Origin of the sequence: Mycobacterium sp. PS03-16 (assembly GCF_004570325.1) — a bacterium.
In the GTDB taxonomy this organism is placed as follows: Bacteria; Actinomycetota; Actinomycetes; order Mycobacteriales; family Mycobacteriaceae; genus Mycobacterium.
The window spans coordinates 1-26,014 of the sequence record NZ_SPQO01000004.1 but is presented as its reverse complement, the minus strand read 5'-3'; the positions used below and the strand labels follow the sequence as shown (position 1 = coordinate 26,014).

21 protein-coding genes, 1 other RNA gene and 1 pseudogene are annotated in these 26,014 nt (G+C 66.7%); 5 read left to right on the top strand and 18 right to left on the bottom strand.

The features are described from left to right. The first annotated feature begins 486 nt into the window (after positions 1-486). The gene (locus E4P42_RS04620) at positions 487-1,299 is read left to right on the top strand and encodes a DUF1906 domain-containing protein (RefSeq protein WP_135123498.1); all 813 of its coding nucleotides are present in this window, start codon (positions 487-489) and stop codon (positions 1,297-1,299) included. Positions 1,300-1,308: 9 nt separating this feature from the next. On the opposite strand, the gene E4P42_RS04615 is transcribed toward E4P42_RS04620, so the two are convergent. The 3 genes and pseudogenes from E4P42_RS04615 to E4P42_RS27345 form a co-directional block, all read right to left on the bottom strand. Further along, positions 1,309-2,871, bottom strand: coding sequence for a serine hydrolase (locus E4P42_RS04615; protein WP_135123914.1), 1,563 nt, complete (start codon positions 2,869-2,871; stop codon positions 1,309-1,311). A 130-nt stretch (positions 2,872-3,001) separates the two neighbouring features. Continuing rightward, positions 3,002-4,096 carry a resuscitation-promoting factor gene (locus tag E4P42_RS04610; protein WP_245233898.1) on the bottom strand — a complete coding sequence of 365 codons (1,095 nt, stop codon included), beginning with the start codon at positions 4,094-4,096 and terminating at the stop codon, positions 3,002-3,004. 165 nt (positions 4,097-4,261) lie between these two features. Next, a pseudogene (locus tag E4P42_RS27345) lies at positions 4,262-4,600 on the bottom strand (transposase); the annotation flags it as partial. A 176-nt stretch (positions 4,601-4,776) separates the two neighbouring features. On the opposite strand from E4P42_RS27345, the gene E4P42_RS04605 reads away from it, so the two are divergent. Both E4P42_RS04605 and E4P42_RS04600 read left to right on the top strand, forming a co-directional pair. Then, on the top strand, positions 4,777-5,820 hold the full coding sequence (locus tag E4P42_RS04605) for a zinc-dependent alcohol dehydrogenase family protein (protein WP_135123493.1): 1,044 nt from the start codon (positions 4,777-4,779) through the stop codon (positions 5,818-5,820). Between the two features lie 5 nt (positions 5,821-5,825). After that, positions 5,826-6,578, top strand: a complete 753-nt coding sequence (locus tag E4P42_RS04600) for an acyl-[acyl-carrier-protein] thioesterase (protein ID WP_135123912.1) — start codon at positions 5,826-5,828, stop codon at positions 6,576-6,578. A 363-nt stretch (positions 6,579-6,941) separates the two neighbouring features. Here E4P42_RS04600 and E4P42_RS04595 read toward each other — a convergent pair whose 3' ends face one another. From E4P42_RS04595 to E4P42_RS04580, 4 genes are all read right to left on the bottom strand, one after another. Beyond that, on the bottom strand, positions 6,942-8,633 hold the full coding sequence (locus E4P42_RS04595; RefSeq protein WP_135123491.1) for a DUF262 domain-containing protein: 1,692 nt from the start codon (positions 8,631-8,633) through the stop codon (positions 6,942-6,944). After that, a complete protein-coding gene (locus tag E4P42_RS04590; RefSeq protein ID WP_135123489.1) occupies positions 8,633-9,697 on the bottom strand; it encodes a DNA cytosine methyltransferase in 1,065 nt (354 codons plus the stop codon). Before E4P42_RS04590 ends, E4P42_RS04595 begins: the two co-directional genes overlap by 1 nt. A 46-nt stretch (positions 9,698-9,743) precedes the next feature. Next, positions 9,744-10,517 carry a type II restriction endonuclease gene (locus tag E4P42_RS04585; protein WP_135123487.1) on the bottom strand — a complete coding sequence of 258 codons (774 nt, stop codon included), beginning with the start codon at positions 10,515-10,517 and terminating at the stop codon, positions 9,744-9,746. Between the two features lie 138 nt (positions 10,518-10,655). Continuing rightward, the gene (locus E4P42_RS04580) at positions 10,656-11,222 is read right to left on the bottom strand and encodes a recombinase family protein (protein ID WP_135123485.1); all 567 of its coding nucleotides are present in this window, start codon (positions 11,220-11,222) and stop codon (positions 10,656-10,658) included. Positions 11,223-11,420: 198 nt separating this feature from the next. Here E4P42_RS04580 and E4P42_RS04575 point away from each other — a divergent pair, with 198 nt between their 5' ends. After that, positions 11,421-11,852: a hypothetical protein gene (locus E4P42_RS04575; RefSeq protein WP_135123483.1), complete on the top strand. Its 432-nt coding sequence runs from the start codon at positions 11,421-11,423 to the stop codon at positions 11,850-11,852. Positions 11,853-12,676: 824 nt separating this feature from the next. On the opposite strand, the gene E4P42_RS27340 is transcribed toward E4P42_RS04575, so the two are convergent. From E4P42_RS27340 to prfB, 11 genes are all read right to left on the bottom strand, one after another. Then, positions 12,677-15,004, bottom strand: coding sequence for a bifunctional DNA primase/polymerase (locus tag E4P42_RS27340; RefSeq protein ID WP_245233887.1), 2,328 nt, complete (start codon positions 15,002-15,004; stop codon positions 12,677-12,679). A 145-nt stretch (positions 15,005-15,149) separates the two neighbouring features. Next, positions 15,150-15,410 (bottom strand): helix-turn-helix domain-containing protein, encoded by a 261-nt coding sequence (locus E4P42_RS04565; RefSeq protein WP_209305692.1) that lies wholly within the window; start codon positions 15,408-15,410, stop codon positions 15,150-15,152. A gap of 173 nt (positions 15,411-15,583) precedes the next feature. Next, complete coding sequence (locus E4P42_RS04560; protein ID WP_135123481.1) at positions 15,584-16,711, bottom strand: site-specific integrase; 1,128 nt, start codon at positions 16,709-16,711, stop codon at positions 15,584-15,586. Positions 16,712-16,797: 86 nt separating this feature from the next. Then, positions 16,798-17,165, bottom strand: a transfer-messenger RNA (tmRNA) gene (gene ssrA, locus E4P42_RS04555). Between the two features lie 84 nt (positions 17,166-17,249). Beyond that, on the bottom strand, positions 17,250-19,553 hold the full coding sequence (locus tag E4P42_RS04550) for a bifunctional diguanylate cyclase/phosphodiesterase (RefSeq protein WP_135123479.1): 2,304 nt from the start codon (positions 19,551-19,553) through the stop codon (positions 17,250-17,252). 63 nt (positions 19,554-19,616) lie between these two features. After that, positions 19,617-20,108 (bottom strand): SsrA-binding protein SmpB, encoded by a 492-nt coding sequence (gene smpB / locus E4P42_RS04545; protein ID WP_135123477.1) that lies wholly within the window; start codon positions 20,106-20,108, stop codon positions 19,617-19,619. 3 nt (positions 20,109-20,111) lie between these two features. Then, on the bottom strand, positions 20,112-21,005 hold the full coding sequence (gene ftsX, locus E4P42_RS04540) for a permease-like cell division protein FtsX (protein ID WP_135123475.1): 894 nt from the start codon (positions 21,003-21,005) through the stop codon (positions 20,112-20,114). Continuing rightward, positions 21,006-21,695: a cell division ATP-binding protein FtsE gene (ftsE, locus tag E4P42_RS04535; protein ID WP_135123906.1), complete on the bottom strand. Its 690-nt coding sequence runs from the start codon at positions 21,693-21,695 to the stop codon at positions 21,006-21,008. It abuts the gene before it with no gap. A 40-nt stretch (positions 21,696-21,735) separates the two neighbouring features. Continuing rightward, the gene (locus E4P42_RS04530; RefSeq protein WP_135123473.1) at positions 21,736-22,227 is read right to left on the bottom strand and encodes a hypothetical protein; all 492 of its coding nucleotides are present in this window, start codon (positions 22,225-22,227) and stop codon (positions 21,736-21,738) included. Next, a complete protein-coding gene (locus E4P42_RS04525) occupies positions 22,224-23,183 on the bottom strand; it encodes a mechanosensitive ion channel family protein (protein WP_135123471.1) in 960 nt (319 codons plus the stop codon). Before E4P42_RS04525 ends, E4P42_RS04530 begins: the two co-directional genes overlap by 4 nt. Next, positions 23,173-24,288 (bottom strand): peptide chain release factor 2, encoded by a 1,116-nt coding sequence (gene prfB, locus E4P42_RS04520; protein WP_135123469.1) that lies wholly within the window; start codon positions 24,286-24,288, stop codon positions 23,173-23,175. The genes E4P42_RS04525 and prfB overlap by 11 nt, the downstream gene beginning before the upstream one ends. 144 nt (positions 24,289-24,432) lie before the next feature. On the opposite strand from prfB, the gene E4P42_RS04515 reads away from it, so the two are divergent. After that, positions 24,433-25,809, top strand: a complete 1,377-nt coding sequence (locus E4P42_RS04515; protein ID WP_135123467.1) for an FAD-dependent oxidoreductase — start codon at positions 24,433-24,435, stop codon at positions 25,807-25,809. The last annotated feature ends 205 nt before the right edge of the window (positions 25,810-26,014 follow it).

The following is a 26,014-nucleotide window of genomic DNA, read 5'->3' as shown; positions in this document are numbered from 1 at the left end:
GCATCTGTGGAACCCACTCCCCAGTGCATCCTCGGTGCATCCGGCGGCCCCGGCAACGGCCCGGTCGCACGGATGCCCCTCCGCGTCCAAGGCCTGCGGGCGCCATCCCAGTCATCCGACGCTCCTTCCCACTGCGAAGCGTCCCGCATTCCGCCGGTACCGGGAAGTCACACATCTGGGAACGCGGCGGTTCAGAGGTTTCGTCAGGTGACCGGCCAGCGTCTGCTTCAATCCCGCCGCGAAGGATCTCGTCACACCCACGGTTACAACGCTTCGGGTTCGGCGCAGGCCAGACGTTGTCAGCCCGCCCACGAGCACGCCACTCGCCCGCCTAGCCGATGATCTTCAAATGCCAACGTTTAGACCGCGCAGCGCTACGACGCGAGAGGCGACTGATTTCGCGTTTCACGATCATTCGCCGCGGACGGCGCGCTGTCCATCCCTGAACGGCCCCGAGCACGGCGTCACCGTTGTTAGCATCGCGCCGTGCACGATCCGGCCAAGCCGCCCGATCACAGCGGCATCCGATCCGTCTCCCGACGCCGGGCACTCACCTATGCGCTCCGCGCGCCCGTCGTGCTCGCGTTCGGTCCGGCCGTCACGACCTTCGCCGCCCACAAGGCATCGGCCGCCGAGCTGAAGCTGATCGATTTCACCCACCGGCAGGTCGCGCCGGACCTGATCAAAGCGGCGGGTTTCGCCGGCGCGCTGGTCTACGTCTCCGAGCTACGGCCGGGCGCCGACTTCGACTTCAAGCCGGTCACCAAGAGCTACACGGATGCGCTGCGCGCGGCGGGTCTGCATGTCGTCAGCTGCTATCAGTACGGCAAACCCGGCTGGCCCACACCGTCGGACTACACCCGCGGGCACGCCGGAGGCGTCGCGGACGGCCGGACGGCCCTGCGCCTGCACTCCGCGGCCGGCGGGCCGGCCACGGCGCCGATCTTCTTCAGCATCGACGAGGACATCGACGCCGACACCTGGAACGGCGTTGCCGTCGAATGGCTGCGCGGAGTCAATTCGGTTCTCGGGGTGGAGCGCACCGGTGTCTACGGGCACGCGCGGGTCTGTGCGTGGGCGATCGCCGACGGCGTGATCGGTCGCTCGACGACCCCGGGGCACTGGTGGGCCTGGCAGACCAGGGCGTGGTCCGGGGGCGAGCGCGAACCGCGGGCGGTGCTCTACCAGTCCGTGGTCGTCACCGCCTCGGATCCGGGTGTGCGACTGGGTAATACGAGCGTGGATGTGGACGAAGTGCTGGCCGCCGACTTCGGGCAGTGGGATCTCGACCGAGGGTGAGGATCGCCTTCAGCGCGGCGCGCCGCGGTAGAGACCGAGCGCCCGGGCCGCCGCGGTCGCCACTTCTCCGCGCAGTATCGAGATCGGTGCGTTGCCGCGTGGATGGATCGCATTCGCCAGGAGGACGACGAAAGTGTCTGAACCCGGATCGATCCACATCGAGGTGCCCGTGAAGCCGGTATGGCCGAAACTGCCGACGGGAAAGATCACGCCGCGGGGCGCGGACTGGGCGGTGTCGATGTCCCACCCGAACCCGCGCAGGTTCTGTCCCCCGATCGCCGGGTAGTTCGGCGCCAGCAGCGGGTGGCGGGTGTTGGGTGTGGTCCGCAGGGCGTCCGCCGAGGCCTGGTGCGCCGCTGCGGCCTGGTGCGCGGTGTGTCCGGGTTGCGCAGGAGTCGTCATCAGTTCGAGCGTCTCCCTCCGCAGCGGGAACGCGCTGGGGCGGTTCGCGAGCCGGTCCAGGAGCGCCTGCGCGAAGATGCCGACGTCGTGCGCCGTGGAGAACACTCCGGCGTGCCCGGCCACGCCGCCCATGCGGCGCGTCGTCGTGTCGTGGACGGCACCCCTGAGCAGGTGGTCCCAATCGGGATTGGTCCTCGGGTCGCGACGGCCTTCGTCGTCGTGGGCCGTCGGCGCGATGCGCGCGAGAGCATCGGTCCGCCAGGTTCCCGCGGCACAGGTGACCGGCAGCGCGCCGCGGCCCGCCGAGGCCCACCGCAGGACGGCTCCGCTCATCGTGTGCGGACCGCACGCCTTGTCCGGCGGAAGGTAGCGCGTATCGGACATTCCGAGCGGGGCGAAGATGTTCCGCTCGGCGTAGACGTCCTCCGGTTCGCCGGTGACCTTCTCGATCAGCGCGCCGAGGAGGATGAAATTGATGTCCGAGTAGCGGAAGACGTCGCCGGGCCGCGATTGCAGTGGCGAGGTCAGCGCACGACGGATGCCCTCGTCCTTGTCGGCGCGGATCAGGCCCCACGGATCGTCGAGGTTCACGTCCGGCGCCTCACCCGAGAAATGGGTGAGCAGCATGCGCACGGTCACCGCCGCCCGGTGGGCATCGGCCGCGGGGTTGAACGCGGGCAGGTACTTCTGCACGGGATCGTCGAGGCCGACCTTGCCCTGTTCATGAAGTTGCATGACGGCAACAGCGGTGGCGAGGCACTTGGTCAATGACGCCAGGTCGAAGATCGTGTCCTTGGTCATCGGCTCGGCCGGCGCCGCGGCCCCGTCGAGTCCGGGTTCGCCGGCGAGTTTGCGTACCCCGTAGGCGTGCTGGAAGACGGTGTGACCACCGTGCCCGACCAGCACCACCGCGCCGGGCAGCCGGTGCGCCGCGATCGCGTCGTTCACCAGGTCCGACACCGTGGAGAAATCGGCGCTGATCACGGGTCGAGGCGGCGGAGCAGGAGCGGGAAGCGCGGCCTGCGCCGGCCGAGGCGCGGCAACCGCGGTCGTGGTCGGGGCGGTCACGCTTCGGCTCAGCGCCGACTTCGCGGAGTGGTGGCCGGAGGGAGCGACAGCGAGGGTAGCGACAACGAGGAAAACAGTTGCCACAGCAAGGACAAAGCGCATGCCGCGGCCGGCAGGAAGGATGCGGGCTAGCACGTCACGGGCCATCGATACGCCGTCATGGTCAGGATTGCGGTCGGACAACAGCATAGGCGGCAACTCCCGGTGCCGGTGCCCGGATTGCGCCGCACGGTCAGCGCCGCACTTTCCTGCTGCAGACGGGCCAGGCGCCCCAGCCCTGAGTCGCGCGGGTGGCCTCGGCGACGGCGATCTGCTCTTCGCGGGTGGCCAGGTCGGCGCGCGGCGCGTACCGCAGGCCGCCGAACGCCTCCCAGGTGCTCTGCTTGAACTGCACGCCGCCGTAGAACCCGTTGCCGGTGTTGATCGCCCAGTTGCCGCTCGACTCACAGGACGCGACCTGGTCCCACGCGGTGGTGGTCACCCGTGGCACCTGAGTGCCCGGCTTGGCGCCGACCCGCTGCACCTGCGGTCGGGCGGGCGAGACGACCTCGCGCGCCACCACCTGCCGCGCGACCGGACGGCCGTTGACGGTCGATACTGCGAAGGTGACGTTCTGGGTGCCGGGTGCGCCCGGATCGTCGACGATGCTGCGGCTGAGGTTGAGCGCCGGGTCGTGGATGCGCCGCAACGGGGCCGGCAGGGGCAGGCGCTCAGAAACCCTGAGCTCCCTGATGCGGGTCACCACGACCCGCATGCCCGCGCTGACGGGCGTGGCCGCGGGAGGCGAGACCTTGTCGCTCTGCTCGAGCGGCGCGCCGGCGGCCGTGAGCAACTGGCCGACCGTCGCAGCCGCCAGGCGTTCGTCGCTGCGCACGCCACCGTCATCGATGTGCACCTGTTTGGGGGTGACCACCGGCAGCGCCATACCGGCCACCGGCACGTGATCGGCACGAGAGGCCGTGACGGGTGCCGCCTCGCTCAGTGACAGGTCCCTCATGGCGTCGCCGACGGTCACTGCGGTCGTCCACACCCGCCGGCTCGGTTGTCCATCAACCGAGAGCTCCAGCGGTCGACCGCGGCGCAGCACGATGGTGTCGGACTCGTGCACCGGCTGACCGGCGGCCGGACTCAGTTCATCGTGATCGCCGACGGCATAGCCGTTCTCCCGCAACACGTCGACCACTCGTGACTTCATGGTCGACACGGTCATCGACGCCCCGTCGACGGACAGCGTGACGCGCTTGGTCGCCGCCACGGTGTACCCGCCCGCGACCATCAGCACCACCAGAACCGCGCCGACCAGCGCGCGCCGGGCATTCGACCTCACGGGCTTCCGCGTCTCGGCCTCGGCCGTGTCGGTGCGCTCGGCCTCGGACAGCAGGTCCAGCACATGCTCGGCCAGCTCATCCCGCGTCACGCCGTCCAGCACGACCCGTCCCAGCCGGGGTACCCCTGCCGCCTGACACAGCGTCAACGCGTCGGTGAACAGTGCCGTCAGCGCGGCCAGGTGCCGCCTCCGGAACTCCGCGAGCGCGCGGTGATCCGGGAGCTGTCCCGCGGCCAGCCACCGAAACTCGTTATCCTCGACGCACTTTCGTTCGATCGTCCGTGAGGAGAACACCCCGTTGGTGTATCCGTACAACAGCAGGCTCACGAGCAAACGCAGGTCGGAGGCGGGCGCATCGTGCTGGTCGATCTTCGCGGGCCTGATCGGCGTGAGATCGATGTGCTCGTCGACCAATACGGCGATCAGCCGGGCCGGCCGCAGATCCGACGTCTCATCGCTGGGCACCCGGGATGCCCTGTGCGGCAGGTAGGCTCGGCCTCGCATCGCGCTACCTCGGGCGATTCACCGTCGTGGGGTCCATCAGCGGTCAATGATGCCTCCGATCCGGCGCGCAGCCGGTCATCCCGCTCGGCGTGTTCGCCGGGTGTTGCTCGTTTCGTACTGGGCACGCGGGGGCACCGCTGGTTCTCGCCGCCGAGGTGGTGTGGGACCGTGTCGTGATGCGCGCTGTCGTCTTCGAGGAGTTCGGCGGCACGGTCGATGTGCGTACCGTCGCGGATCCGGTCCCGCCGCCGGGTGGAGTGGTGGTCGAGGTGCACGCAACGGGCCTGTGCCGCAGCGACTGGCATGGGTGGATGGGTCACGACGACGGAATTGCGCTCCCCCACGTTCCGGGTCACGAATTGGTGGGCCGCATCGTGGCGGTGGGTGAAGGCGTTCACAAGTGGCAGGTCGGTGATCGCGTCACCACACCGTTCGTGTGCGGATGCGGCCGGTGCCCATGGTGCCGCGACGGTCAGGCCCAGGTGTGTCCGGACCAGACGCAACCGGGCTTCACCCACTGGGGGTCTTTCGCCGGCATGGTGGCGCTGTACGCCGCGGACACCAATCTGGTGGCCGTCCCGGATTGGGTCGACGACGCTGCAGCCGCGGGGCTGGGCTGTCGGTTCGCCACCGCGTATCGCGCGCTGAGCGCCCGGGCACGGGTGCGCGCCGGCGAGTGGGTGACGGTCATCGGGGCCGGCGGTGTCGGCCTCAGTGCGGTGCACATCACCGTTGCGTTAGGCGCCCGGGTAATCGTGGTGGACCGTGCGCCGGGCGCGCTCGAGCTGGCGCGCAGCCTGGGTGCGGAACACACACTGCTCGCCGACGGATCCGATACGGCGGCGCACGTGCACGAACTCACCGGCGGGGGCAGCCACGTCTCCGTCGATGCCGTGGGGTCCCCGGCGGCGTTGACCGACGCGATCCACAGCCTTCGGCGGCAGGGACGCCACGTGCAGATCGGTCTGCTGCCGAATGTGGCCGGGCACCCTGCGGTTCCGATGGACCGGGTGATCGCGTGGGAACTGGACGTACTGGGCAGCCACGGGATGTCCGCGCCGGACTACCCCGCCATGCTGGCGATGATCGAGGCGGGCACATTGCGCCCGCAGGAGATGGTCGAACGGATCGTCGGTTTGGCCGAGGGTGCGCGTCTGCTGCCCTTGGTGGGTACCGCGGCGCCCGTCGGCGTCACGCTCATCGACCCGAGGCAGGAATGAACCAGATGCCGAACGACGACGTGCACCGTCGCCTGAGCCCTGAGCCCGCGGCGGGCTACGTCTACCGCACGGCGTGGCCCGTCCCGACCGGCGACATCGGTGAGCAGCTGCTGCTGCGCCTCGACGGGGTGGCCCGCTACATCCAGGAGGTCGGCGCCGAGAACCTGCTCGATGCCGGCGAAGCCGAAGCGCACCCCCACTGGCTGGTCCAGCGCACGGTGATCGACGTGATCGAACCGATCGAGTGGCCCAACGAGGTGTCGTTCAGCCGCTGGTGCTCAGCGCTGTCGACCCGATGGTGCACCATGCGCGTCAACCTCGTCGGCAGCGAGGGCGGCCGCATCGAGACCGAGGGTTTCTGGATCGCGATCAACGAGAAGACCCTGACACCACAGCGGGTCTCCGACAGCCTGATCGAGAAGTTCGCCAGCACCACCGAGGAGCACCGTCTCAAGTGGCGACCGTGGTTGACGAACCCGGCGGACACCGACGCCGCCGCGCCGTTCGCGTTGCGCCGGACCGACATCGACGTCTTCGAACACGTCACCAACACCGCCTACTGGCATGCCGTCCACGAGGTCATGGCCGTGGCACCCGAGGTGTGCCGGCCGCCGTATCGCGCCGTCGTCGAGTACCGCCGACCGATCAAGTACGGCGAGGACGTCACACTGCGGTGGGTGCGCGACGACGAGGTCGACATCGCCATCACGGTGGGCGACGAGGTCCGCGCCGCGGCGCTGCTGCGCAGACTCGATTGACTTCTTTCGCCCGCAGTGGCCGAAAAAGAGAACCAGGCCAGAGACCGTGTCTCTGACCTGGTTCTCACCGGTGGAGCTGCCGGGAATCGAAACCGGTACCGATGTTGGCCTGAGCTGCGAAAACGCACCCAATTACGACGCCAAACCCCGGCGAACAACGTGAGTTGACCTGCGGAGACATCGAACGATGTTGATCGGATCAACAAGCTCGATCGGTGACCGCACCTTGGGCGACGGGCGGATTCCCAATCGGGCAAGCTGGAGTTGAACTGATCAGACGTCCACACCCGCGCGTCCTCCAGCTACCGGGAATCGAGTCACCGACCTCGGCACGCCGCGTTCCACTACTACTGTGGTAGTCCTCTACGGTCGTACTTCGGCGAGTGACCAAACCTCCGTGTACGCGACGTCGGCGAGCAGCCGAGTGCGCTCGTCGATCTCCTCCTCAGTCCACTTGGTGGCGTTGAGGACGAACGGGTCCACGTAGAGACCCTCCGCTGCAGCCGTCCGCAACAGCTCCAACTTCGCGTCGAACGGCTTCGTACCCAGCCTCTCGTTCAATTCCTTCGGCACCAGGATCATGTTCCCGAGCCGCGATATCGCGAGATAGGAAACCGGCCCGCCGGTCTGCGCTTGCGGAGCCAGGTGCTCGATGGTCATCTCAGAGAAGTCGATGGGCGCATTGTTCTGGTGCTGCTGCAGCCTACGGAGGGTGTATTGGACCAGCCGTGCCTGCTGTGTGAACACCCGCGAGTACCTGACCTGCGCGAAGGCGGCTGCAAACTGGTCGAGGGTCGGCAGTCGTTGGCCTGCGGAGATCTTGGCGTGAAGGTCTCGCAGCACCGCCACCTTTTCCTGACCGGCTGCTGCTGCGAATAGTTGGCGCGCGTGCGTCGCGTACATCTTCGATATGCCGCCGGATGATGGTTGGCTGGCGACTGCGGTAGAGAGAAAGTGGAACCGCTCGATCGCGCAGATCGCTGCGAGTGCGTGCTTGAGTTTCAACTTCCCGGAGTCGTAGTCACGCCAGATCGCGAGGAGCCAGGGAAGCGGCTGGCGGACTCGGAAGGTCTGCAACGCGGTGAAGGCCTCCCTGATGGGACGCTCCTCCCGCTGCCAGTCGCTGCGGAACTCCGGCTCGTTGATTTCCCGGTACAGACGTGCGTCGAGAACCAACCCCTCCAGAAACGACATCGCTTCGCGCTTGCGCACCGTTTTGCGGACCGTCTTGCCTAGATCGGCCTGGGCCAGGTAGTCGCGGCGGGACAGCCAACTGTGCAGCAGGAACCTGTCGATCGGGATGTCGACCCGAGATGCCGTCAGGCTCTGACGTATGAGCGACCACTTCTCGCGAGCCGAGTCGTTGGCCGGGTTGTCCGTACGGAGATGGGAAAAGAGGTGGCTCTTCACCAGGTCAGCCGTCGCGAGGTCCCGACCGCGAGAGTTGAGAGTCTGGAAGATCACGGTGGCGTCGTCCTCGTTATCCACCTCGACGGTGATCAGACGCAGTCCGAGGATTGTGTCTCGGAGCTTGAGCAGTTTGCCTTTCACCTTGTTCGCTTCTCCGGCGATCGCGTTGCGGAGCCGAATCTTGAGCGCGTCGGCGGCCTGTCGGAGTAGCTTCTCGGCGTCCGAGATGGGCGGGTCGCCGTGCTTGGCGTAGGTCTGCATGTAACGCAGGTAGGGGCTGTCCTCGTCAGTCTGCAGGACGAAGTGGCTCTTGTTGTCGAGCACGCTGCGCCGCTCGATGAGGTTGTGCAACCCCGCTGCCTCGTCGGACATGCCGACGCGCTGCAACTCATCGCGCAAGATGCAGAGCAGCAGGGTGATTGTCGTCAGGCGCTGCTGGCCGTCGACTATCCCCTGCAGCCCGTGGGTGGACTGGAAGAGCACCATCGAGCCGATGAAGTAATCGCTGCTGGCCCCGTGGATGTCGTCCCAGAAGTCGTCAACCTCTTCCTTGGTCCACTCGTATGGTCGCTGAAACCGGGGAACCTTCAGGAAGTGGCCCTGGAGGACCTCCCCGATCGTCCTGTCGTCGCTCTTGACCTTCATCAGGCGAGAGACGTTCTGACCGCAGAGACGACCGCCTGAGCCAGTAGGGGCGGCACCGAGTTGCCAAGCTGCGCTTGCACACTAGATCGCGTGCCGACCAACTCGAACTCGTCGGGGAAGGTGAAGAGCCGCTTCACCTCGGCCACGCGCAGACGTCGGTTCTCCCAGTGGAACGGGCCGACGTTCGGACCGGGCTGAGCCTGGATGGTGGGCGACGGCTTCTCGGGGTCGAGCTTGAGCAGGAAGGACCAGTACCGGCTCCTCCAGGTGAACAGGGGGTCCGGGTGCCCACGCTCCTTGGTGTAGTAGAGGTAGTTCTCTCCGGGCGGGATGCCGGGGAGGAGGTGCCCATACTGCCCGCGATGCTTCTCCTCGCGCTCGGGGTCGGTGACCAGACCGTCCAACGCCTCCCCGGCGGTAACGTGAGGCCGTTCGGCGTTGCCCGTTCTGCGGCGTTCCCACCGACCGCCGTGGGTCGGCTCCGGGTGCACGGGTGTGGGCTTACCCTTGGGCGCTCCGATGATGAACAGGCGCGGACGGGCCTGCGGCACACCGTAATCAGCGGCGTTGAGGACCTTGACGTTGCAGTGGTAGCCGGCCTCGTCGATTTCGCGTAGCAACCGGGTAAGGGCAGGCCTGCTGGCCTTGTTGTTGTACGTCAGGGCGTAGACATTCTCAAGGACGAAGGCACGGGGCTGAGCTTCACGGAGGACCCGTGTGTAGGCCTGCAGCAGCGAGGCGTCCGGGTCAAGTCCCGACCGCTTCCACTCCAGCCAGAACCCGCTCTTGGAGAAGGGAGTGCACGGGGGACCCCCGAGGAGCAAGTCCGGGCGCTGACCTTTGCGCAGGCCTGCGGCCTTCAGGATGTCGCTCGTCGGGGTGTCGAGAATGTCCCTCTGGATGACCGGCGAGGCGAGGGAGTCGAAGTTCTTCTCCATCGTGAGCGCCGCGTCCTTGTCGCGTTCGACGGCTGCCCGGACCTTGAATCCGGCACCCTCCGCGCCAAGGTCGAGTCCGCCAGCGCCGGAGAACAGAGAGATCGCCACGCCGTTGCTGCTCGCCATTCGATTAGCTTCCCACGGTGCGCTGACACGGGCGGGTATTGCCAGGTCACGTGTCTTCTTCGGACATCTTCTGGAACATCTGCTCGACGACGCGGGCGGTCTTGAACTTATAGGCGCGCCAGTAGGCGTAGAACTCCTGGGGCGTTTCAAACGCGCCCTTGCCCTCACGGAGCGCGGTGATGTTCTTGACCGCCCCGATGTACTCGCGGGTCGTCGACGACCGCTGCTTGCTGGCGATCCTCCACGGCTGCTGCACGATGAGCTCAAGATCCTTTACTCGCTCCGACGAGTCGACGTCGAGCGTGTAGATCGCAATCACGTCGAGGTGGGAGGTGTACTCGGCGAAGGGCCGGAAGGTGCCCGCGAATCTGTGCTTAGGGTGACGGAAGTAAGTGTTGCCGGTGTAGAGGGTGATGGCGCTCTGCGTCGAGTCGAGCGGCTGCCCGTTCGTTCTTACGGCACGTCTCGCGGCCTTGATGTCGATCGCATGAAAGCCGCCGCCGAAGGCCGCACCGCTGATCTCCAGGTCGGGGTAGCCACGTTCGGTCCCGTGCACAACCTCGCCGCCGGGGACGGCGGCTATGCGCTGCGTCAGGAAAGCCACGATGCTGACCTCCAACACGTTGGCCAACGCTGCAGACTCCTTGGGCAGAGGTAGGAGGTGCCCACCGGCACCGAGTTGATCTCGAAGGTCCGCTGCGTTCTTTGCTATAAGGGGGTACGGGTGGTCACCGTCCACCTGATAGACGCCGCCCACCTCAAACGTGTACTCCGCGCACTGCAGGCGAAGCCACTCTTCCAGGTCAAGGTCGTCCGCCACGGCAGCACCGTATCGACATCCGCGACGACCGTGCTGGAACCCCCGGCGCACGGCGTGCCGCTGCACGACCGAGGCGGGATCGAAACGCACGAGGACGCTACTGGGGATCAGGGGTGATCCACTCAGGAGGCCGTCAGATCACGCGGCTGGATCGTCTGTCGTGAGATACCGATACACCGTGGCGCGAGAGACTCCGAGCAACTTGGCGATGTCGGTGGCATTGATGCCCTTCGCCCGCATGCTGCGTGCCTTGGCGGCGGCATCGTCGTCGACCTTGCGGGGACGACCACCCTTCCGCCCGTTGGCTGCTGCCGCTGCGAGACCGGCGCGGGTGCGCTCGATCATGGTGTCGCGTTCGAGCTGAGCGAAGGCCGCCATGATGGTGAGCATGGCCTTGCCCATCGCACCCTCGGTGTGGAGGCCTTCGGTGATGCTGCGGAAGCCGATGCCTCGTGACATCAGGTCATCGACGACGGAGAGGACGTGCTGGGTGTTGCGCCCGAGGCGGTCGAGCTTCCAGACAACCAGTACGTCGCCTTCGCGAAGGTGATCGAGGCAGGCGTCGAGTCCGGGTCGGGCCGAAGTCGACCCGGAGACGCCTTGGTCGCGGAAGACTCGATCGACACCCGCCTCGCGCAGAGCGTCGAGCTGCAGGGCCATGTTCTGGTCGGCGGTCGAAACCCTCGCGTAGCCGATGTTGCCCACTAAATCCCCTGTCTCATAAACCTGTCGCAAACCGAGTTAAGAGAATAGCAGTTTTGAGACGGGTTTTCGAGACTGTCGGGCAGTCGTGTTGGCGCAGGTGGTCAGGTCCCGGAGATTCGTCGCGTCTCAGTCGCAAGAACCCATCGTTTTCGAGACGTACTGACGTGATGTGTCAGGCGCAGTGAGCATGATGGGGCCATGGCCAACCCAAGAGTCTGGATTTCCACGACCGCCCGTGACGTCGCCGTCGGTCCTGATGGACCCGGATCGCACTGGCAAGAGGTGGGCAGCATCAACACCACCTACGAGAAGACCCTCTGGGACAACGTGAAGGTTCTCATTGGTCTTCGGCCCTCAGCGCCACGCCTGACTGACTTCTATCTCGACGGTGACGCGAACAACCCGTGGGTTGTAGGCGTTCAGCATCACGACCGCAAAGATCCATTCTGGCTCGCAATCGACCCATACGGCGACGGCACCCGTTACCTCGTCACCGTCAAGCGAGCCACGGTGGGCCTGCTGGCGCGCCGATCTGCTGAACCGCACCCTGGTCTTCTTGACCGACCAGTCGCGATCGGTATCCGCCTCAAGATGGAAGACAACCGGGTGTTCGAGTCCTTCGGCGCGTAGGCGGCGACGCGGGTCTGCACCCCGGATGACCTTACGGGAGACCTAGCCACGGGGGCCCTGTCGAAATCGGCCCGACCCCCGTGACATGTGGAGGCACCGGTACCTCTAGGCATCGACTCCCCGGCCCTCGGCGACGACCTCCACACCATCGCCGGTGTACTCGACCACCGTCTCGCCGGTATCCCGATTGTCTACAGCCGCTAGGACTTCCACGGTGTCGTCGACTCCAACCAGGCACGCCTCCACGATGTACCCGTGGCAGCCCCACACGCCGTCGATCCCCTGCCAGGCGGAATGGCAGTCCCCTCGGCGTCAACCTCGTCGTACAGCTCCTCGTAGGTAAGCGCAGTCGGTCGACATGGGTCCGGTACAGCCGCACCACACAGCCCTCCTCCGATTGAGCTGTCCTCCGGCTGACGGTCGGTTCAAAGCTCCTACCGACGGCTTGGATTAGAAACGGGGCGTTTGCACTTACAAGCGCGCCCATTCGCAGTGCCTGCTGGCATTAATGCTGGTCCCGGAGTTCCACGATCGTGTCGCCTTCATGATCGACGCAATCCCGTAGGGGGAACTTCTTGCACATTGTTGGTTTGGACCATAGTTGCGCTACAGGGCGTACAGGCCTGGCGGTTGACATGCCCTACGGCACGAGACACGGGAGTCCTACCGCTCATCAGCAGTGCGGTGCACCTGCCGTTCATACGGCTTTCCTGAATAGTCGGTGGGGTCATGACCCCAGTCCATGACCCCAAGGGCGAAGCACCGCTTGAACAGCGATAACGACCTTGATCGAAGTGGGGTCACGGCTGGGGTCATGACCCCACTCACCGACGGGAACCGAGTTCGTATCCGCCACCGCTACACGCAGCGACCTCGCCGTTGTCCAGGAGGATGTCCAGCACCGGGTCCATATCGGGACGCAGCGTGCTTGTGACAGCCTTGCTGAGCTCACGCCGGCTGGCCCGCCCATGGCGGGCCAGCTTGCGCAGGATCGCGCCTCTGATGCGCTGCTGTCGCTCCCCGGTGAGCCTGTCTTCCAGGATCGCCTGGCGGTCGGCCTGGGCGTGTGCTCGCGCAGTGTTCTCCCGCTTACGGCGGTCGGCCAGCTCTGTGCGCATTCTGGCGCGTGTGCGGTTCGAAACCTCGATCAGGTGACTGGCGATGTCCCAGTCGTCCTCGGTTATCTGGCCACGACTATCGAGTAGCGCGAGACCGAACGCCGCCTTGAGCTGAACCAGCATCAGGTGTTTGTCGAGCGGATCGACCTCCTCGCTGCCGATTGAAACCAGGTAGTGGTGATCGCGAACCGCACGCCGAGCTTTTTCCGGCACCCCGATCAGATGCACACCGTCGGTGGCCAGGATTCCGCCGAGGGTAGGAATAACTACCCGTGCGGGCTCGACGTCCTCCCCGTCTACATCTGGTCGCAGCGCCAGTGGGTCGATGGTGGGCAGCCACATGAACCGCTGCGGCAGGCCGTCCTTTTCCCGACTAAGGAACACGTCGGTGTTCTCAGGCTGCGCACCCACGCCCAGGCACAGCCGATAGCTGTGCGGGGCCACTGACGTGGTCGTGGCGCGCTGGGCGTTCTGGAATCCGATGGGTTCACCCATGTAGGCCTTGAGCAGTTCACCAACCAGGGTGCCACCCTTGCGGTCGGCCAGAGCGGCCAGCGAACTGACCTCGCTCACTTCGACGTTGGCCGCGACCTGCGCCAGCTCGTCACCATTGCCGTATCCCCGAAAGATCCGGGCCAGGCCCTCACCGGAGCCGATGGCGGCGGGGGGTGGATCGGGAAGAACATCGCCGTTCGGCGTGACGAACTCCACCGCTCGCCTCGCCACCGCGCTGGCGATGCCCTTACCCTGCCCGGACCGTCCCACGCTGACGGTGAAGAAATTCACCGAGGCGTTGTCACCCACGACAGGCGGCAATTGGACGTTGGGTGGGACCAGAGCGATGGCCCGCCGTAGTACGCAGCCCAGGACCGCGTATGGCGCGGCGCGGCGCGCTCGGGAGTACCGCAGGATCTGGGCCAGGGTGTCCCTCCGCTGCCAGAAGGCAGCGTCTTGCTCGACTTCAACTTTGACGTCGCCTTCCCGCTCTGCGGCGGCACGTCGGGCCTTCACCCCGAACGGGTCTGCGGAACCTGGACCCTCCCGCTCCGGCACCGGACGCGGATTGTCCATGCCAGCGGTCATCCCACTGGTGATACAGGTGTCCGCTTCATCTCTGGAGAGCCCGCACCTCTCGGCGGCATCCTGCAGAGCTACCTCGGCGCGTGCGCAGTCCAGGCCCGCGCCCCCGACATACTGTCCGAACGTGAACGCCACTCGGTTGAGGGTGTCGTTACGGCAACCCTCCACCGCCTCGGCCACCTCCTTCGCGCCGTTGGCGAGAACTGCGTCGAGGTAGGCGCGCTGACGGGCATCAGGTGGTGTGCCATCCCACGGCTGGCCGAGTTCGGCGCTGGCAACCCGCCGGGGGGCGTACTCAGCCAGCCAGGCGACCAACGCCCGCGCTCCGTCGGGATCTCCGTGAGTACGCAGCGCAGCGAGGTCATTAGTGACAATCTCGTAGCCCTTGCCGTCGTACTTCGGGCGGCGCGTACCGGGCAGAAACACGTTGGCACCGCCTGCCTGTAGGTCCACGCCTGGCAGACCAGGAAGCTTTCCGTGCACGGTGTGGATGTCCTCACGCCACGCGCCATCGATGTAGAAGTGTCGTCCACACGATGGAGTGATGACCTCGGCGAAGACCCGCACGTTGAGGTCGGCGAGCCACTGTCGCACAGTCTCGATGTCACCGCCGTTGCGCGGATCGACGTCGACCACGATGAGACGTCGACCGGTGTTGGCGCAGACGCACATGTCCACCTCGAACCCCGCCAGCCGAAAGGCGTTGTGCTCGGCCAATACGTGCTGCCAACGCTTCGGACGGTGGAACTCCCCTTTGCCGTCGGCGCGGGCACGTCCTATCCATAGCGGCACCGAGACGTCGTCGAGGTCCAGTAGGAACTGCCGCTGGCCCTCGTCGACATACCTAAACCAATACGGACTCCCGGTATCCTTGCCCTCATCTCCGTTGATCGCGTGAGTGTCCTGGGCCGGTTCGATGTTTCCCGCATCGGGCCGGTTCTCTGTTTCGGTCACGATGCGAAGACCTCCTCGACGTGTTCGGCGTGGGGCCCTCCACCGGCGCGGTAGTTGTAGTCGCCGAGGTTGTCCTCAAACACATCCGGGCCTGCCTGCGAACGGCGAGGCCTGCAGTGCGACATCAACCAGGGCGTATCGACGGTCACAGGCCCATCACCCGCTTGCGTGAAGTGGACGTCAGTCCCGAACGCGCAGGAATTGCCGCTGCCGGAACCCGGCACACTTCATTCGAGCAGGCAGCGAGGGCATCGACGATGTCCTCTTCGGTCATCCGCCAGTGCCGCCCGACTTTTCGGCCTGGGAAGGCACCAGCACGGAGCTTTTCTATCAGCCACCGTTCGGACGGTGCGCCCATCCGGTCAGCCGCGTCGGCGCTGGAGTACGTGAGATTGGTTGTGGACACGAAGGACCCCTTCTGATCAAACTGATCAGACCCTTGGGGTCTCCTTCGGCACATCCTGCAGAGCAGGTCGAAACGACGATAGCAGACCCGAAAGAGCTTTAGGGAACACGCAAGCGGCGTTCAGCATATCGAAATGTCTTGCGGGAATACAGAACCCGTATAGCAACTAGAACTTATTCCCCGCCGAGAGCAGCACCGATCGCATCGGCGGCGACCACCATCGACCGCCGGTCGATGTGGCTGTAGAGCGAGATCGTGGTATTGATCGATTCGTGGCCGAGGTGCTGCTGGATGACGGGCAATGGAACACCGGCCAGGACAAGCCAGCTCGCGCAGCTATGCCTCAGATCATGAATCCGGGGTTTGAGGATGGGGGCTTCCACGGTGCTCGTGATGGGGTTGCCCTCGGCGTCCTTCGTCGGCCAGGTCCGCTCGACGGCGGCAGACCATACGCGATCGTGGAATCCGTTTCCCTTGACGAAACTTCCGGCTCTATTGACGAACACCCACTCGCGGGTCAGGTCGAGTTTGTTCAACGTCGCCCCCGGCACGTTGATCGTGCGCACCGACTTCTTCGTCTTGGGCGGACCGAGTTCGTAGCCGCCTCGGTCGTAGGTCCGCTTCCAGGCCCTAGTGATCCTCACCGTGTTGCTCGTCAGATCGATGTCGGAGGGCTTGAGCGCGGTGGCCTCGCCCCATCGAGCACCGCTAGCCACTAGAAACTCGACCAAGGGCTTCCAGTGCTCGGTGACGTTGTTAAGCAGACGGGCGAAGTCCTGGTGGGACAGGCAGACCATGTCCGGTCGTTCCGAGGTCGGCAGGCGCTGCCCCAGTGCCGGGTTGGTGGGGATGCGCCCGGCGCGGACGGCGGCGTTCAGAGCCGAGGACAGGAAGCCGTGCTTGTTGCTGATCGTCTTGCCCGATGCTCCGGCAGCGGCCATGTTCTGGGTCCACTTGGCCACGTGCTCGCGGGTGAGCGCGGTCAGCGGGAGTTCACCGAGCGCCGGTCCGATGTCCTTCTTCAGATACGACCGGTAGTCCCAGAGCGTCGACTTACGCAGACCGGTCAGATGCTCGATGTGGTGCTCGATCCACTCAGCCACCGTCGTGGTCGAGCCTCCCGAGTCGGCGGCGAGAGCCGCCAGCGCCTGCTCGGGTCCGAACTTCTCGACCAGGCCCTTGAACTTCTTCGCGGTCACGAGGTCCTCGAACGAAGTGGAAGTCTGTTTGCCGTCGAGCCGGTAGAGGACCTGGACGTAGGTGGTCCCGTCCTTGCGGGTGCCCGGCCTCAGCGATGCCATGGCGGCGACTATAGACCGCGATGTTGATGGGATGTTGATGGAAAAAGAAAACTGGTCAGGGCCTTTGGCCCTGACCAGTGCTTTCTCGGTGGAGCTGCCGGGAATCGAACCCGGGTCCTACGGCATTCCCTCAAGGCTTCTCCGTGCGCAGTCCGCTGTGCCTCTACTCGGATCTCCCGGTCTCGCGAACTCGCCGGGATGACGATCCCAGTCGCTGTTTGATGTCCCCATGGGTCCCGCGACCGAACCCATGGGTGGGTCCCTCTAGATGACGCCAGGGTCCGGGCCGAGGGCCCTCCCGGTCTGACGGATTAGCTTCGCTTAGGCAGCGAGAGCGTAATCGCGCTGATTGGTATCGGCGCTTAATTGGTTGCAACGACGCTTACGGTGGTCTCTTGCCTGCACCGGCACGCTTCCCTTGATTCGATGCGCGAAGTCGAAACCGTTCAGCCCCTCGCATCCCTGCCGACCTTCGACAGGACTGTCCATCCTACGCGAGACTCAACCGCGGACTCCACGGATTTCTTCCCGCGTGCAATCAGGGGCGGGCCGCCAGCGCGTCGACGAGCTCACCGATCGGCATCGCCCGTCCGAACAGGTGCCCCTGCACGAGGTGGCCACCCGCGGCGGCGATCATGTCGGCCTGCGCGCGCGATTCGATCCCCTCGGCGATCACCTCCAACCCCAGCGCATGGCACAGCCCGATCACCGAGCGGTACAACGTCACATCGGCCTCCGCGCCGACGGCCAGGCTGCGGTCGAGCTTGACGATCTGCACCGGCAGCGAGTGCAGGTAGACCAGCGAGTTGTAGCCCGCGCCGAAGTCGTCGAGCGCGACCTTCACACCGCTGGCCGTCAACCGGCGGATCGCGGCGGCGCCGTCCGCGAGGTCGACGATCGGCACCTTCTCGGTGATCTCCACGACCAGCCGGCTCGGCGGCAGACCGTGCCGGGCCAGCGTCGCCGCCAACCGCTGTTCGAACTCGCGGTTGCCCAGCCGCGCCGCGCCGACGTTGATGTGGATGTCGAGGTCCAACCCGGCGGCCACCACCTCGCGACACGCCAGATCGAGCACGAGATGGTCGAGGACCGCACCGAGCCCAGCGGACTCGGCCACCGCGACGAACGTCTCCGGCGGAATCTGAATGCCGCTCGGCGCGGTCCACCGGGCCAGCGCCTCGATCGCCGTCGGATGTCCGTCGGGCAACCGGACAACCGGCTGATAGGCGATGCCGAACCCGTCCGGTGCCCCGCCCCCGGCCAGGCGCAGCGCGGTCGGGAAGTCGATGGATTCACCGGCCGACGGTTGATAGACCACCGCGGTGTTCTTGCCGAGTCGCTTGCCCGCGTACATCGAGATGTCGGCCTGCCGGAGCAGGTCGTCGGGGGTGGGTGCGGACCCGTTGATGCTCGGCCGGACCAGGCCCATGCTGGCATGCACCCGGACCGAGGATCCGTGCACGGCGAACGGCTGACGCAGCGCGACCCGCAGGCGGTCGGCGACCACCTCCGGCGCATCGTGCTCACCGTCGACCAGGATCGCGAACTCGTCGCCGCCGATGCGGGCGAGCGTGTCGGCCGGGGTGACGCACCGCTGCAGCCGTTCCCCGACCGCGCGCAGCAGCTCGTCGCCCGCCGCGTGGCCGAACTGATCGTTGACCTCCTTGAAGTCGTCGAGGTCGACGAAGATCAGCACGAACCGGCCCGCGTCGATCGCTTCTTCGAGCCGCTCGGCGAACAGCACCCGGTTGGGCAGACCGGTCAGCGAATCGTGGTGCACCTGATGGGCGAGCCGGCGCTGCACCTCGTAGAGCCGCCCGGTCAGCTGCCGTTGGGCGCGCATCGCGATCACCTGCCGGACCGCGATCAACACCACCAGCAGCAGCGTCACGCAGATGACCAGAACGCCCAGTCGGCGACCGATGATCAGGTGGAACGCCAGCAGGTTGGCGACGCCGATGAACGCGATGTAGGGCATCACCAGTTGGGCCCAGTCCATGGCGTCCTCGCCGGTTCCGGCCCGCTCACGCGAGGGCCGATCGAGCACCGCGAACAAGATCAGAAGGGGTCCCAGCGTGAAACCGACCGCACCCCACATGACCGCACCCGCCATGTCGACGCTGTACAGATACGCGATCAGGCGTTCCGACGAGGCGATCAGCAGCACCCCGGTCGACAGCAGCAGGTAATTGCCGCGGTAACGGCGGTTGCGCGGGAAGGCCATCGCCATCAGCACCGCGACCACCACGACGGCGAGCTCGAGCAGCGAGTACGCCACGACCACCGCCACGCTGTCCGACCGCGGTACCGACGCCCCGGTCACCGCTCCCGCCCCGGCCAGGATCATCAGGATCGAGAACGACGCCGCGGCCACCAGTCCGTCGAGAACGGCGACGATGCGCGACGGCCGGCCGGATCCGTCCGCCCGCCCGGCGGCGCCATTACCGGCGCGGGCCAGCAGGACCATCGCGGCCAGCGACAGCACCGGCGGCAGGAAGTAGGCGACCACGCCGACTGCCGGTGCGGGTCCGTCATCGACGACGGGACCGCTCAGCCACCACAACGACTCGGCGATCAGCCAGCTCGACATCGCCGCCAGCACCAGCAACCGCCAGGTCTTCGCGACACCGCGCTCTCGTCGGGCGACCACCGCAGCGCAAACCATGACCGAGACGCCGACGCTCGCCTGGAGGACCACCTCGCCGATCCGGGCCACGTGGTCGCCCCACGGGGCGGAGGCGTTGACCAACACTGCGACGATGACCGTCACGAGGAGCCCGAGATGGAACGGGTAGCCCTTGATCGACAACGCCCCTCTTCCGACGGCTCCGCTCAGCAACATTAATCGGCGTCTGCAGGAGCCGTCAGCTGACCGGGCAAATCGTTGCGAACGCGCAGTGATGAGTCAGAACTTGCCCTTGGCGCGGCGGCCCAGTTCGCGGACGACCTCGCGTTGCGCGTCCCGGCGCGCGATGTCCTGACGCTTGTCGTGCGCCTGCTTGCCTCGGGCCAGCGCCAGTTCCACCTTGACCTTGCCCTCGGTGAAGTACAGCGACAGCGGCACCAGGGTCAGGTTGCCGTCCTTGATCTTGCCCAGCAGCTGGTCGATCTGCTTGCGGTGCAGGAGCAGCTTGCGGTTGCGGCGCGGCGCATGGTTGGTCCAGGTGCCGTGGTGATACTCCGGGATGTGCAGGTTGCGCAACCAGATCTCGCCGTCGTCGACGGTGGCGAATGCGTCGGCCAGCGAGGCCTGGCCGTCGCGCAGGCTCTTCACCTCGGTGCCGACCAAAGCGATCCCGGCCTCGTAGGTGTCGAGGATGGCGTAGTTGTGCCGGGCCTTGCGGTTGCTCGCGATGACCTGGTTGTTGCGGTCTTTGACCACCGGTTTTTTCGCCACGCTCTACCTTCGCACGTAGAGGCGCAACGTGACGTAGGCGGTGACGCCGGCCATCGCCACGCCGAGGAAGAACAGGATCGGCGAGATGTAGAGGATGTCGGCGTAGTCGATCCGCGCGATCAGGTTGGCCCGATAGAACTGGTCGAGCGCGTTCTCCAGGAACGCCGCGCGCACCACCACCAGGCCCAGCACCGCGATGACCACGCCGATCAGCGCGGCCAGCATCGCCTCCAGGAGGAACGGCAGCTGGGTGTACCAGCGACTCGCCCCGACCAGCCGCATGATGCCGACCTCGGTGCGCCGCGTGTAGGCCGCCACTTGGACCATGTTGGCGATCAGCAGCACCGCGCCGATGGCCTGCACCAACGCCACGGCGAATGCGGCGTTACTCAACCCGTCGAGCACGGCGAACAACCGGTCGACCAGGTCCTTCTGGTTCTGGACGCCCTGCACCCCGGGTTGGCCGACCATCGCCTGGTCGAACTCCTCGTGCTGTTCGGGGTTCTTCAGCTTCACCACGAACGACGCCGGGAACGCATCCTTGCCCGCGACGTCCCTGTACTGCGGGAACTTGCGGATCGCGTCCTCGTAGGCGTCGTCGCGGTTGAGGAAGACCACCGACTGCACGTCGTCGCGGCCCTCGAGCTGGGTGCGCAGACCCCGGCACGGTTCGGCGTCGCACGTCGGATCGCTCGCCGACACCTCAGGGGTGAGGAACACCTGGCTCTCCACCCGGTCCAGGTAGATGTCGCGCGAGTTGTCGGCCAGGCGGATCACCAGCATGCCGCCGCCGAACAGACCGATCGAGATCGCGGTCGTGAGGATCATCGCGACCGTCATCGTGACGTTGCGACGAAGTCCGGTCAGGACCTCATTGATCAGGAATCCAAAACGCACTTAGCGATCCATTCCGTAGACACCGCGCTGCTCGTCGCGGACCAGGCGGCCCAGCTCGAGTTCGAGCACGCGCTGGCGCATCGAGTCGACGATGTGGTGGTCGTGGGTGGCCATCAGCACCGTCGTGCCGGTGCGGTTGATGCGCTCCAGCAGGTCCATGATGTCTTTACTGGTCTCGGGGTCGAGGTTGCCGGTGGGCTCGTCGGCCAGCAGCACCAGCGGCCGGTTGACGAACGCGCGCGCGATGGCCACGCGCTGCTGTTCCCCGCCGGACAGTTCGCCCGGCAGCCGGTTCGCCTTGCCCGACAGCCCCACCATCTCCAAGACGTCCGGGACCACCCGGTTGATGGTGTCGGGTTTCTTGCCGATCACCTCGAGCGCGAACGCGACGTTCTCGAACACCGTCTTCTGCTGCAGCAGCCGGAAGTCCTGGAACACGCAGCCGATCACCTGACGCAGGCTCGGGACGTGCCGGCCGGGCAGCTTGTTGACATGGAACTTCGACACCCGGATGTCACCGGAGGTCGGTGAGTCCTCGGCCAGCAGCAGCCGCATGAACGTCGACTTACCCGAGCCCGACGGCCCGATGAGGAACACGAACTCACCCTTGTCGATCTTGAGTGACACGTTGTCCAGCGCGGGCCGCGCCGAGGACTTGTACTGCTTGGTCACATGGTCGAGGGTGATCATCACGGCACGCCAGTGTAGCGGTGCGCCGCCGCGGCGACGGCTACGGCGGCGGGACGGGAAGTCCCGGGAACAGCGGCGCCGGTGACTCGGTGGTGGGAGTGACCGTCACGGTCTGCGGGGGCAGCAAACCGGGTCCGTCGGGGTCGGTCACGGTGGTCGTCGGGGTCGACGTGGTCGGCGACGTGGGCGTCGTCGGAGTGGTCGGGGTGGTCGGCGACGTGGGTGTTGTGGTCGTCGGCGTCGGCGTCGTGGTGGTCGTCGTCGTCGGGGCGCGGCGCGTGGTGGGCTCCTGCACCTGGGTGCGCGGCACCCAGGTGTAGTCCGGGTCGGGTACGAATCCGGGTGGGACGATCTGCTGCGCCGGGGGTTCCGGCGCGGGGGCAGGCGGTGTGTAGATCTGCTGGAGCCAGGACAGCGCAATGAACGCGACCACGAGCCCCACGGTGGACGTGCGCACCCGTCCGCCCGGCATGTAGCGGGGCCATCCGTGGTGGTTGTTGCGCCAACCCTGGATCCGCTGCACGAGGCTCACTGCTTCGACTCCGTCCGGCTCGGCACCGGCGCCTCGCCGTGGCCGCCGATGGTGTCGACCTTCGGACTGTGGTCGGAGGTGGCGATGCCGGCCCGGTTGAGGGCGGCGATGATGCGGATGCGCAACCGCCGGCCGACCTCGAACTGCTTGCCGGGCAGCGTGCGGGCCACCATCCGCAGGTTCACAGTGTCGACCTCGATGCTCTCCACGCCCATCAGCTGCGGGGTGTCGAGCAGCAGCGCCCGTAGCGCCTTGTCCTCCATGGCGTCTTCACCGACCGCGTGCAGCAGCTCGTTGACGCGGTTGAGGTCGGCGGTGGTGGGCACGGGGATGTCGACGACGGCCCGGGCCCAGTCCTTCGACATGTTGAGCGAGCGGACGATGTTGCCGTTGGGGACCGTGAACACCTCGCCCTCGCTGGTACGCAGCTTGGTCACCCGCAGCGTGACCTCTTCGACCGTGCCCTCGGCGGCGTCCGTCGCGCCGATCATGTTGAGCTGGACCAGGTCGCCGAACCCGTACTGGCGTTCGGTGATGATGAAGAATCCGGCCAGCAGGTCCTGCACCAGCTTCTGGGCGCCGAAACCGAGCGCCGCACCGAGCACCGCCGCGGGCGCCACCAGCGAGCCGACCGGCACGTTGATCACCGACGTGATCTGCACGGCGACCACCACGAACAGCACCGCGATCGACACCCAGGAGATCACCGACGCCACGGCCTGACGGTGTTTGGCGCTCTCGGAGCGGACCAGCTGATCGCTCTCCTGGTATTCGGCGTCGATGCGCCGGGTCACGCGGCGCGCGGTCCAGTTGATGAACCGGGCGGCCAGCAGTGCGCCGATGACCAGCAGCGCGATCTGCACGCCCTTGGTCAGCAACCAGGCGCCGATCTCACCGTGCCAGAAGTTGTACCAGCCGTCGGCGATCGGATTCGCGAGGAGCGTCTCAGTCGTCATCGCGCCGGTTACGCCAGCGGATACCCGCCTCGAGGAATCCGTCGATGTCGCCGTCGAGCACCGAAGTCGGGTTGCCGACCTCGAACTCGGTGCGCAGATCTTTGACCATCTGATACGGGTGCAGCACGTACGAGCGCATCTGGTTGCCCCACGAACTGCCGCCGTCGCCCTTGAGGGCGTCCATCTCGGCCCGCTCCTCCTGCCGTTTGCGTTCCAGCAGCTTGGCCTGCAGTACCCGCATCGCCGCCACCTTGTTCTGCAGCTGCGACTTCTCGTTCTGGCAGGTGACGACGATGCCGGTCGGGATGTGCGTCAGGCGCACCGCCGAGTCGGTGGTGTTCACCGACTGTCCGCCCGGACCGCTCGAGCGGTACACGTCGACCCGCAGATCGGTTTCGGGGATGTCGATGTGATCGGTCGTCTCGACCACCGGCAGCACCTCGACGTCGGCGAACGACGTCTGACGGCGGCTCTGGTTGTCGAACGGGCTGATCCGCACCAGCCGGTGGGTGCCCTGCTCCACCGACAGCGTGCCGTAGGCGAACGGCGCATGCACGGCGAAGGTGGCGCTCTTGATGCCGGCCTCTTCGGCATAGGAGGTGTCGAAGACCTCGACCGGGTACTTGTGCTGTTCGGCCCAGCGGATGTACATCCGCATCAGCATCTCGGCCCAGTCCGCGGCGTCGACGCCGCCGGCGCCGGAGCGGATCGTGACGACGGCCTCGCGCTCGTCGTACTCCCCCGACAGCAGGGTGCGGACCTCCATGGCCTCGACGTCCTCGCGCAGTTTGGCGAGTTCGGCGTCGGCCTCGGCGAACGCTTCGGTACCGCCCGCTCCCCCTTCCTCGGCGGCCAGCTCGTACATCACGGGCAGGTCTTCGAGGCGCTGGCGGAGTTCCTCGACGCGGCGCAGCTCGCCCTGGGCGTGCGACAGCTCGCTGGTGACCTTCTGAGCGTGGCTCTGGTCGTCCCACAGCTTCGGGTCGGCGGCCTGGTGTTCGAGCTTCTCGATCCGGGCGCGCAAGCCGTCGACGTCGAGCACCCTCTCCACCGTCGTCAGGGTGGTGTCGAGGGCGGCGATGTCGGCTTGACGGTCGGGATCCACGGGAAATCAGCGTACCGGCGCGCCGGTTCGCCGTGACTTCCGGCGGCTGGACGGCCCCGCGTTTAGAGTCGGGTGGGTAACCAGCCCGACCGCGTCGCGACAGCCCATTGCGCGTGGCCGGGCAGCGACAGAAGGCACCCTCACATGCCCCAACAGCGCCCGTACCACGTCGCGATCGTCGGATCCGGCCCTTCCGGCTATTTCGCCGCGTCGTCTCTGCTGAAGTCCGCCGATTCCTCCGACACCGCCCGCGACGTGCGGGTCGACATGTTGGAGATGCTGCCTACGCCGTGGGGGCTGGTGCGGTCCGGCGTGGCGCCCGACCATCCGAAGATCAAGTCGATCAGCGCTCAGTTCGAGAAGACGTCGAGCGATCCGCGGTTCCGGTTCTTCGGCAACATCGCCGTCGGCGAACACGTGCAGGCCGAGGAGCTGGCCGAACGCTACGACGCGGTGGTCTACGCGGTCGGGGCGCAATCCGACCGGTCGCTGAACATCCCCGGCGAGGACCTTCCGGGCAGCGTCGCCGCCGTCGACTTCGTCGGCTGGTACAACGCCCACCCGCACTTCGAGCGGATCTCACCGGACCTGTCGGGGGCGCGCGCCGTCGTGGTCGGCAACGGCAACGTGGCGCTCGACGTGGCGCGCATCCTGATCACCGATCCGAAGGCGCTGGCCCGCACCGATATCGCCGACCACGCGCTGAAGTCGCTGCAGCCGTGCGGTGTCGAGGAGGTGGTGGTGATCGGCCGCCGCGGACCGCTGCAGGCCACGTTCACCACGCTCGAGCTGCGCGAACTCGGCGCCCTGGAGGGTCTCGGCGACGTCGACGTGGTGGTCGACCCCGCCGATTTCGCCGACATCACCGACGCGGACCTCGAGGCGGCGGGCAAGACGGTCAAGCAGAACGTGAAGGTGTTGCGCAGCTACGCCGACCAGCAGCCGACGGGGGCGAGCCGGCGCATCGTGTTCCGGTTCCGCACCTCCCCCATCGAGATCAAGGGCACCGACCGGGTCGAGTCGATCGTGCTGGGCCGCAACGAGCTGGTCGACGACAACGGCCGCGTCGTCGCCAAGGACACCGGCGAACGCGAGGAGCTGCCCGCGCAACTGGTGGTGCGCGCGGTCGGCTACCGCGGTGTGCCCACGCCGGGCCTGCCGTTCGACGAGCGCTCGGGCACCATCCCGCACGCCGACGGCCGCATCGAAGGGCGCCGCAACGAGTACGTCGTCGGCTGGATCAAACGCGGGCCGTCCGGGGTGATCGGCAGCAACAAGAAGGACTCGCAGGCCACCGTGGACACACTGCTCGCCGACCTGCGGGCGGCCGAGCTCGCCGACTTCCCGGCCCAGCACGCCGACGAGCTGACCGAGTGGCTGCTGTCGCGTCAGCCGAAGCTGGTCACCGACGACCACTGGCAGGTGATCGACGAGCACGAGCGGGCGGCGGGCGAGGGCGCCGGCCGGCCGCGGGTGAAGCTGACCAGCGTGTCGGAGCTACTGCGGATCGGCCACGGCTGACCGTTCTGACAGGTCCGGCGACTTGTCGTACCCCGTCGGTAATGTCGAACACATGTTCGAAGTGGTTGACACCGATCAGGCGGCGCTCATCGCTCAGATCGCCGCGCTGGAGAAACTGAAAGCCAAGGCGGCCGCGGCGCAGGCGCGGGCGACGGCGGCCCTCGATGAACGTCGGCGCGCGGCCGAGGCCGCCGCCGGGATGCCC

Coding starts and splice junctions, on each gene's coding strand:
- E4P42_RS04615 (WP_135123914.1), bottom strand. CDS start 2,871: ATGCGCTTTGTCCTTGCTGTGGCAACTGTTTTCCTCGTTGTCGCTACC.
- E4P42_RS04605 (WP_135123493.1), top strand. CDS start 4,777: ATGCGCGCTGTCGTCTTCGAGGAGTTCGGCGGCACGGTCGATGTGCGT.
- E4P42_RS04600 (WP_135123912.1), top strand. CDS start 5,826: ATGCCGAACGACGACGTGCACCGTCGCCTGAGCCCTGAGCCCGCGGCG.
- E4P42_RS04595 (WP_135123491.1), bottom strand. CDS start 8,633: ATGAAGGTCAAGAGCGACGACAGGACGATCGGGGAGGTCCTCCAGGGC.
- E4P42_RS04590 (WP_135123489.1), bottom strand. CDS start 9,697: ATGGCGAGCAGCAACGGCGTGGCGATCTCTCTGTTCTCCGGCGCTGGC.
- E4P42_RS04575 (WP_135123483.1), top strand. CDS start 11,421: ATGGCCAACCCAAGAGTCTGGATTTCCACGACCGCCCGTGACGTCGCC.
- E4P42_RS04560 (WP_135123481.1), bottom strand. CDS start 16,711: ATGGCATCGCTGAGGCCGGGCACCCGCAAGGACGGGACCACCTACGTC.
- E4P42_RS04550 (WP_135123479.1), bottom strand. CDS start 19,553: ATGTTGCTGAGCGGAGCCGTCGGAAGAGGGGCGTTGTCGATCAAGGGC.
- ftsE (WP_135123906.1), bottom strand. CDS start 21,695: ATGATCACCCTCGACCATGTGACCAAGCAGTACAAGTCCTCGGCGCGG.
- E4P42_RS04525 (WP_135123471.1), bottom strand. CDS start 23,183: ATGACGACTGAGACGCTCCTCGCGAATCCGATCGCCGACGGCTGGTAC.
- E4P42_RS04515 (WP_135123467.1), top strand. CDS start 24,433: ATGCCCCAACAGCGCCCGTACCACGTCGCGATCGTCGGATCCGGCCCT.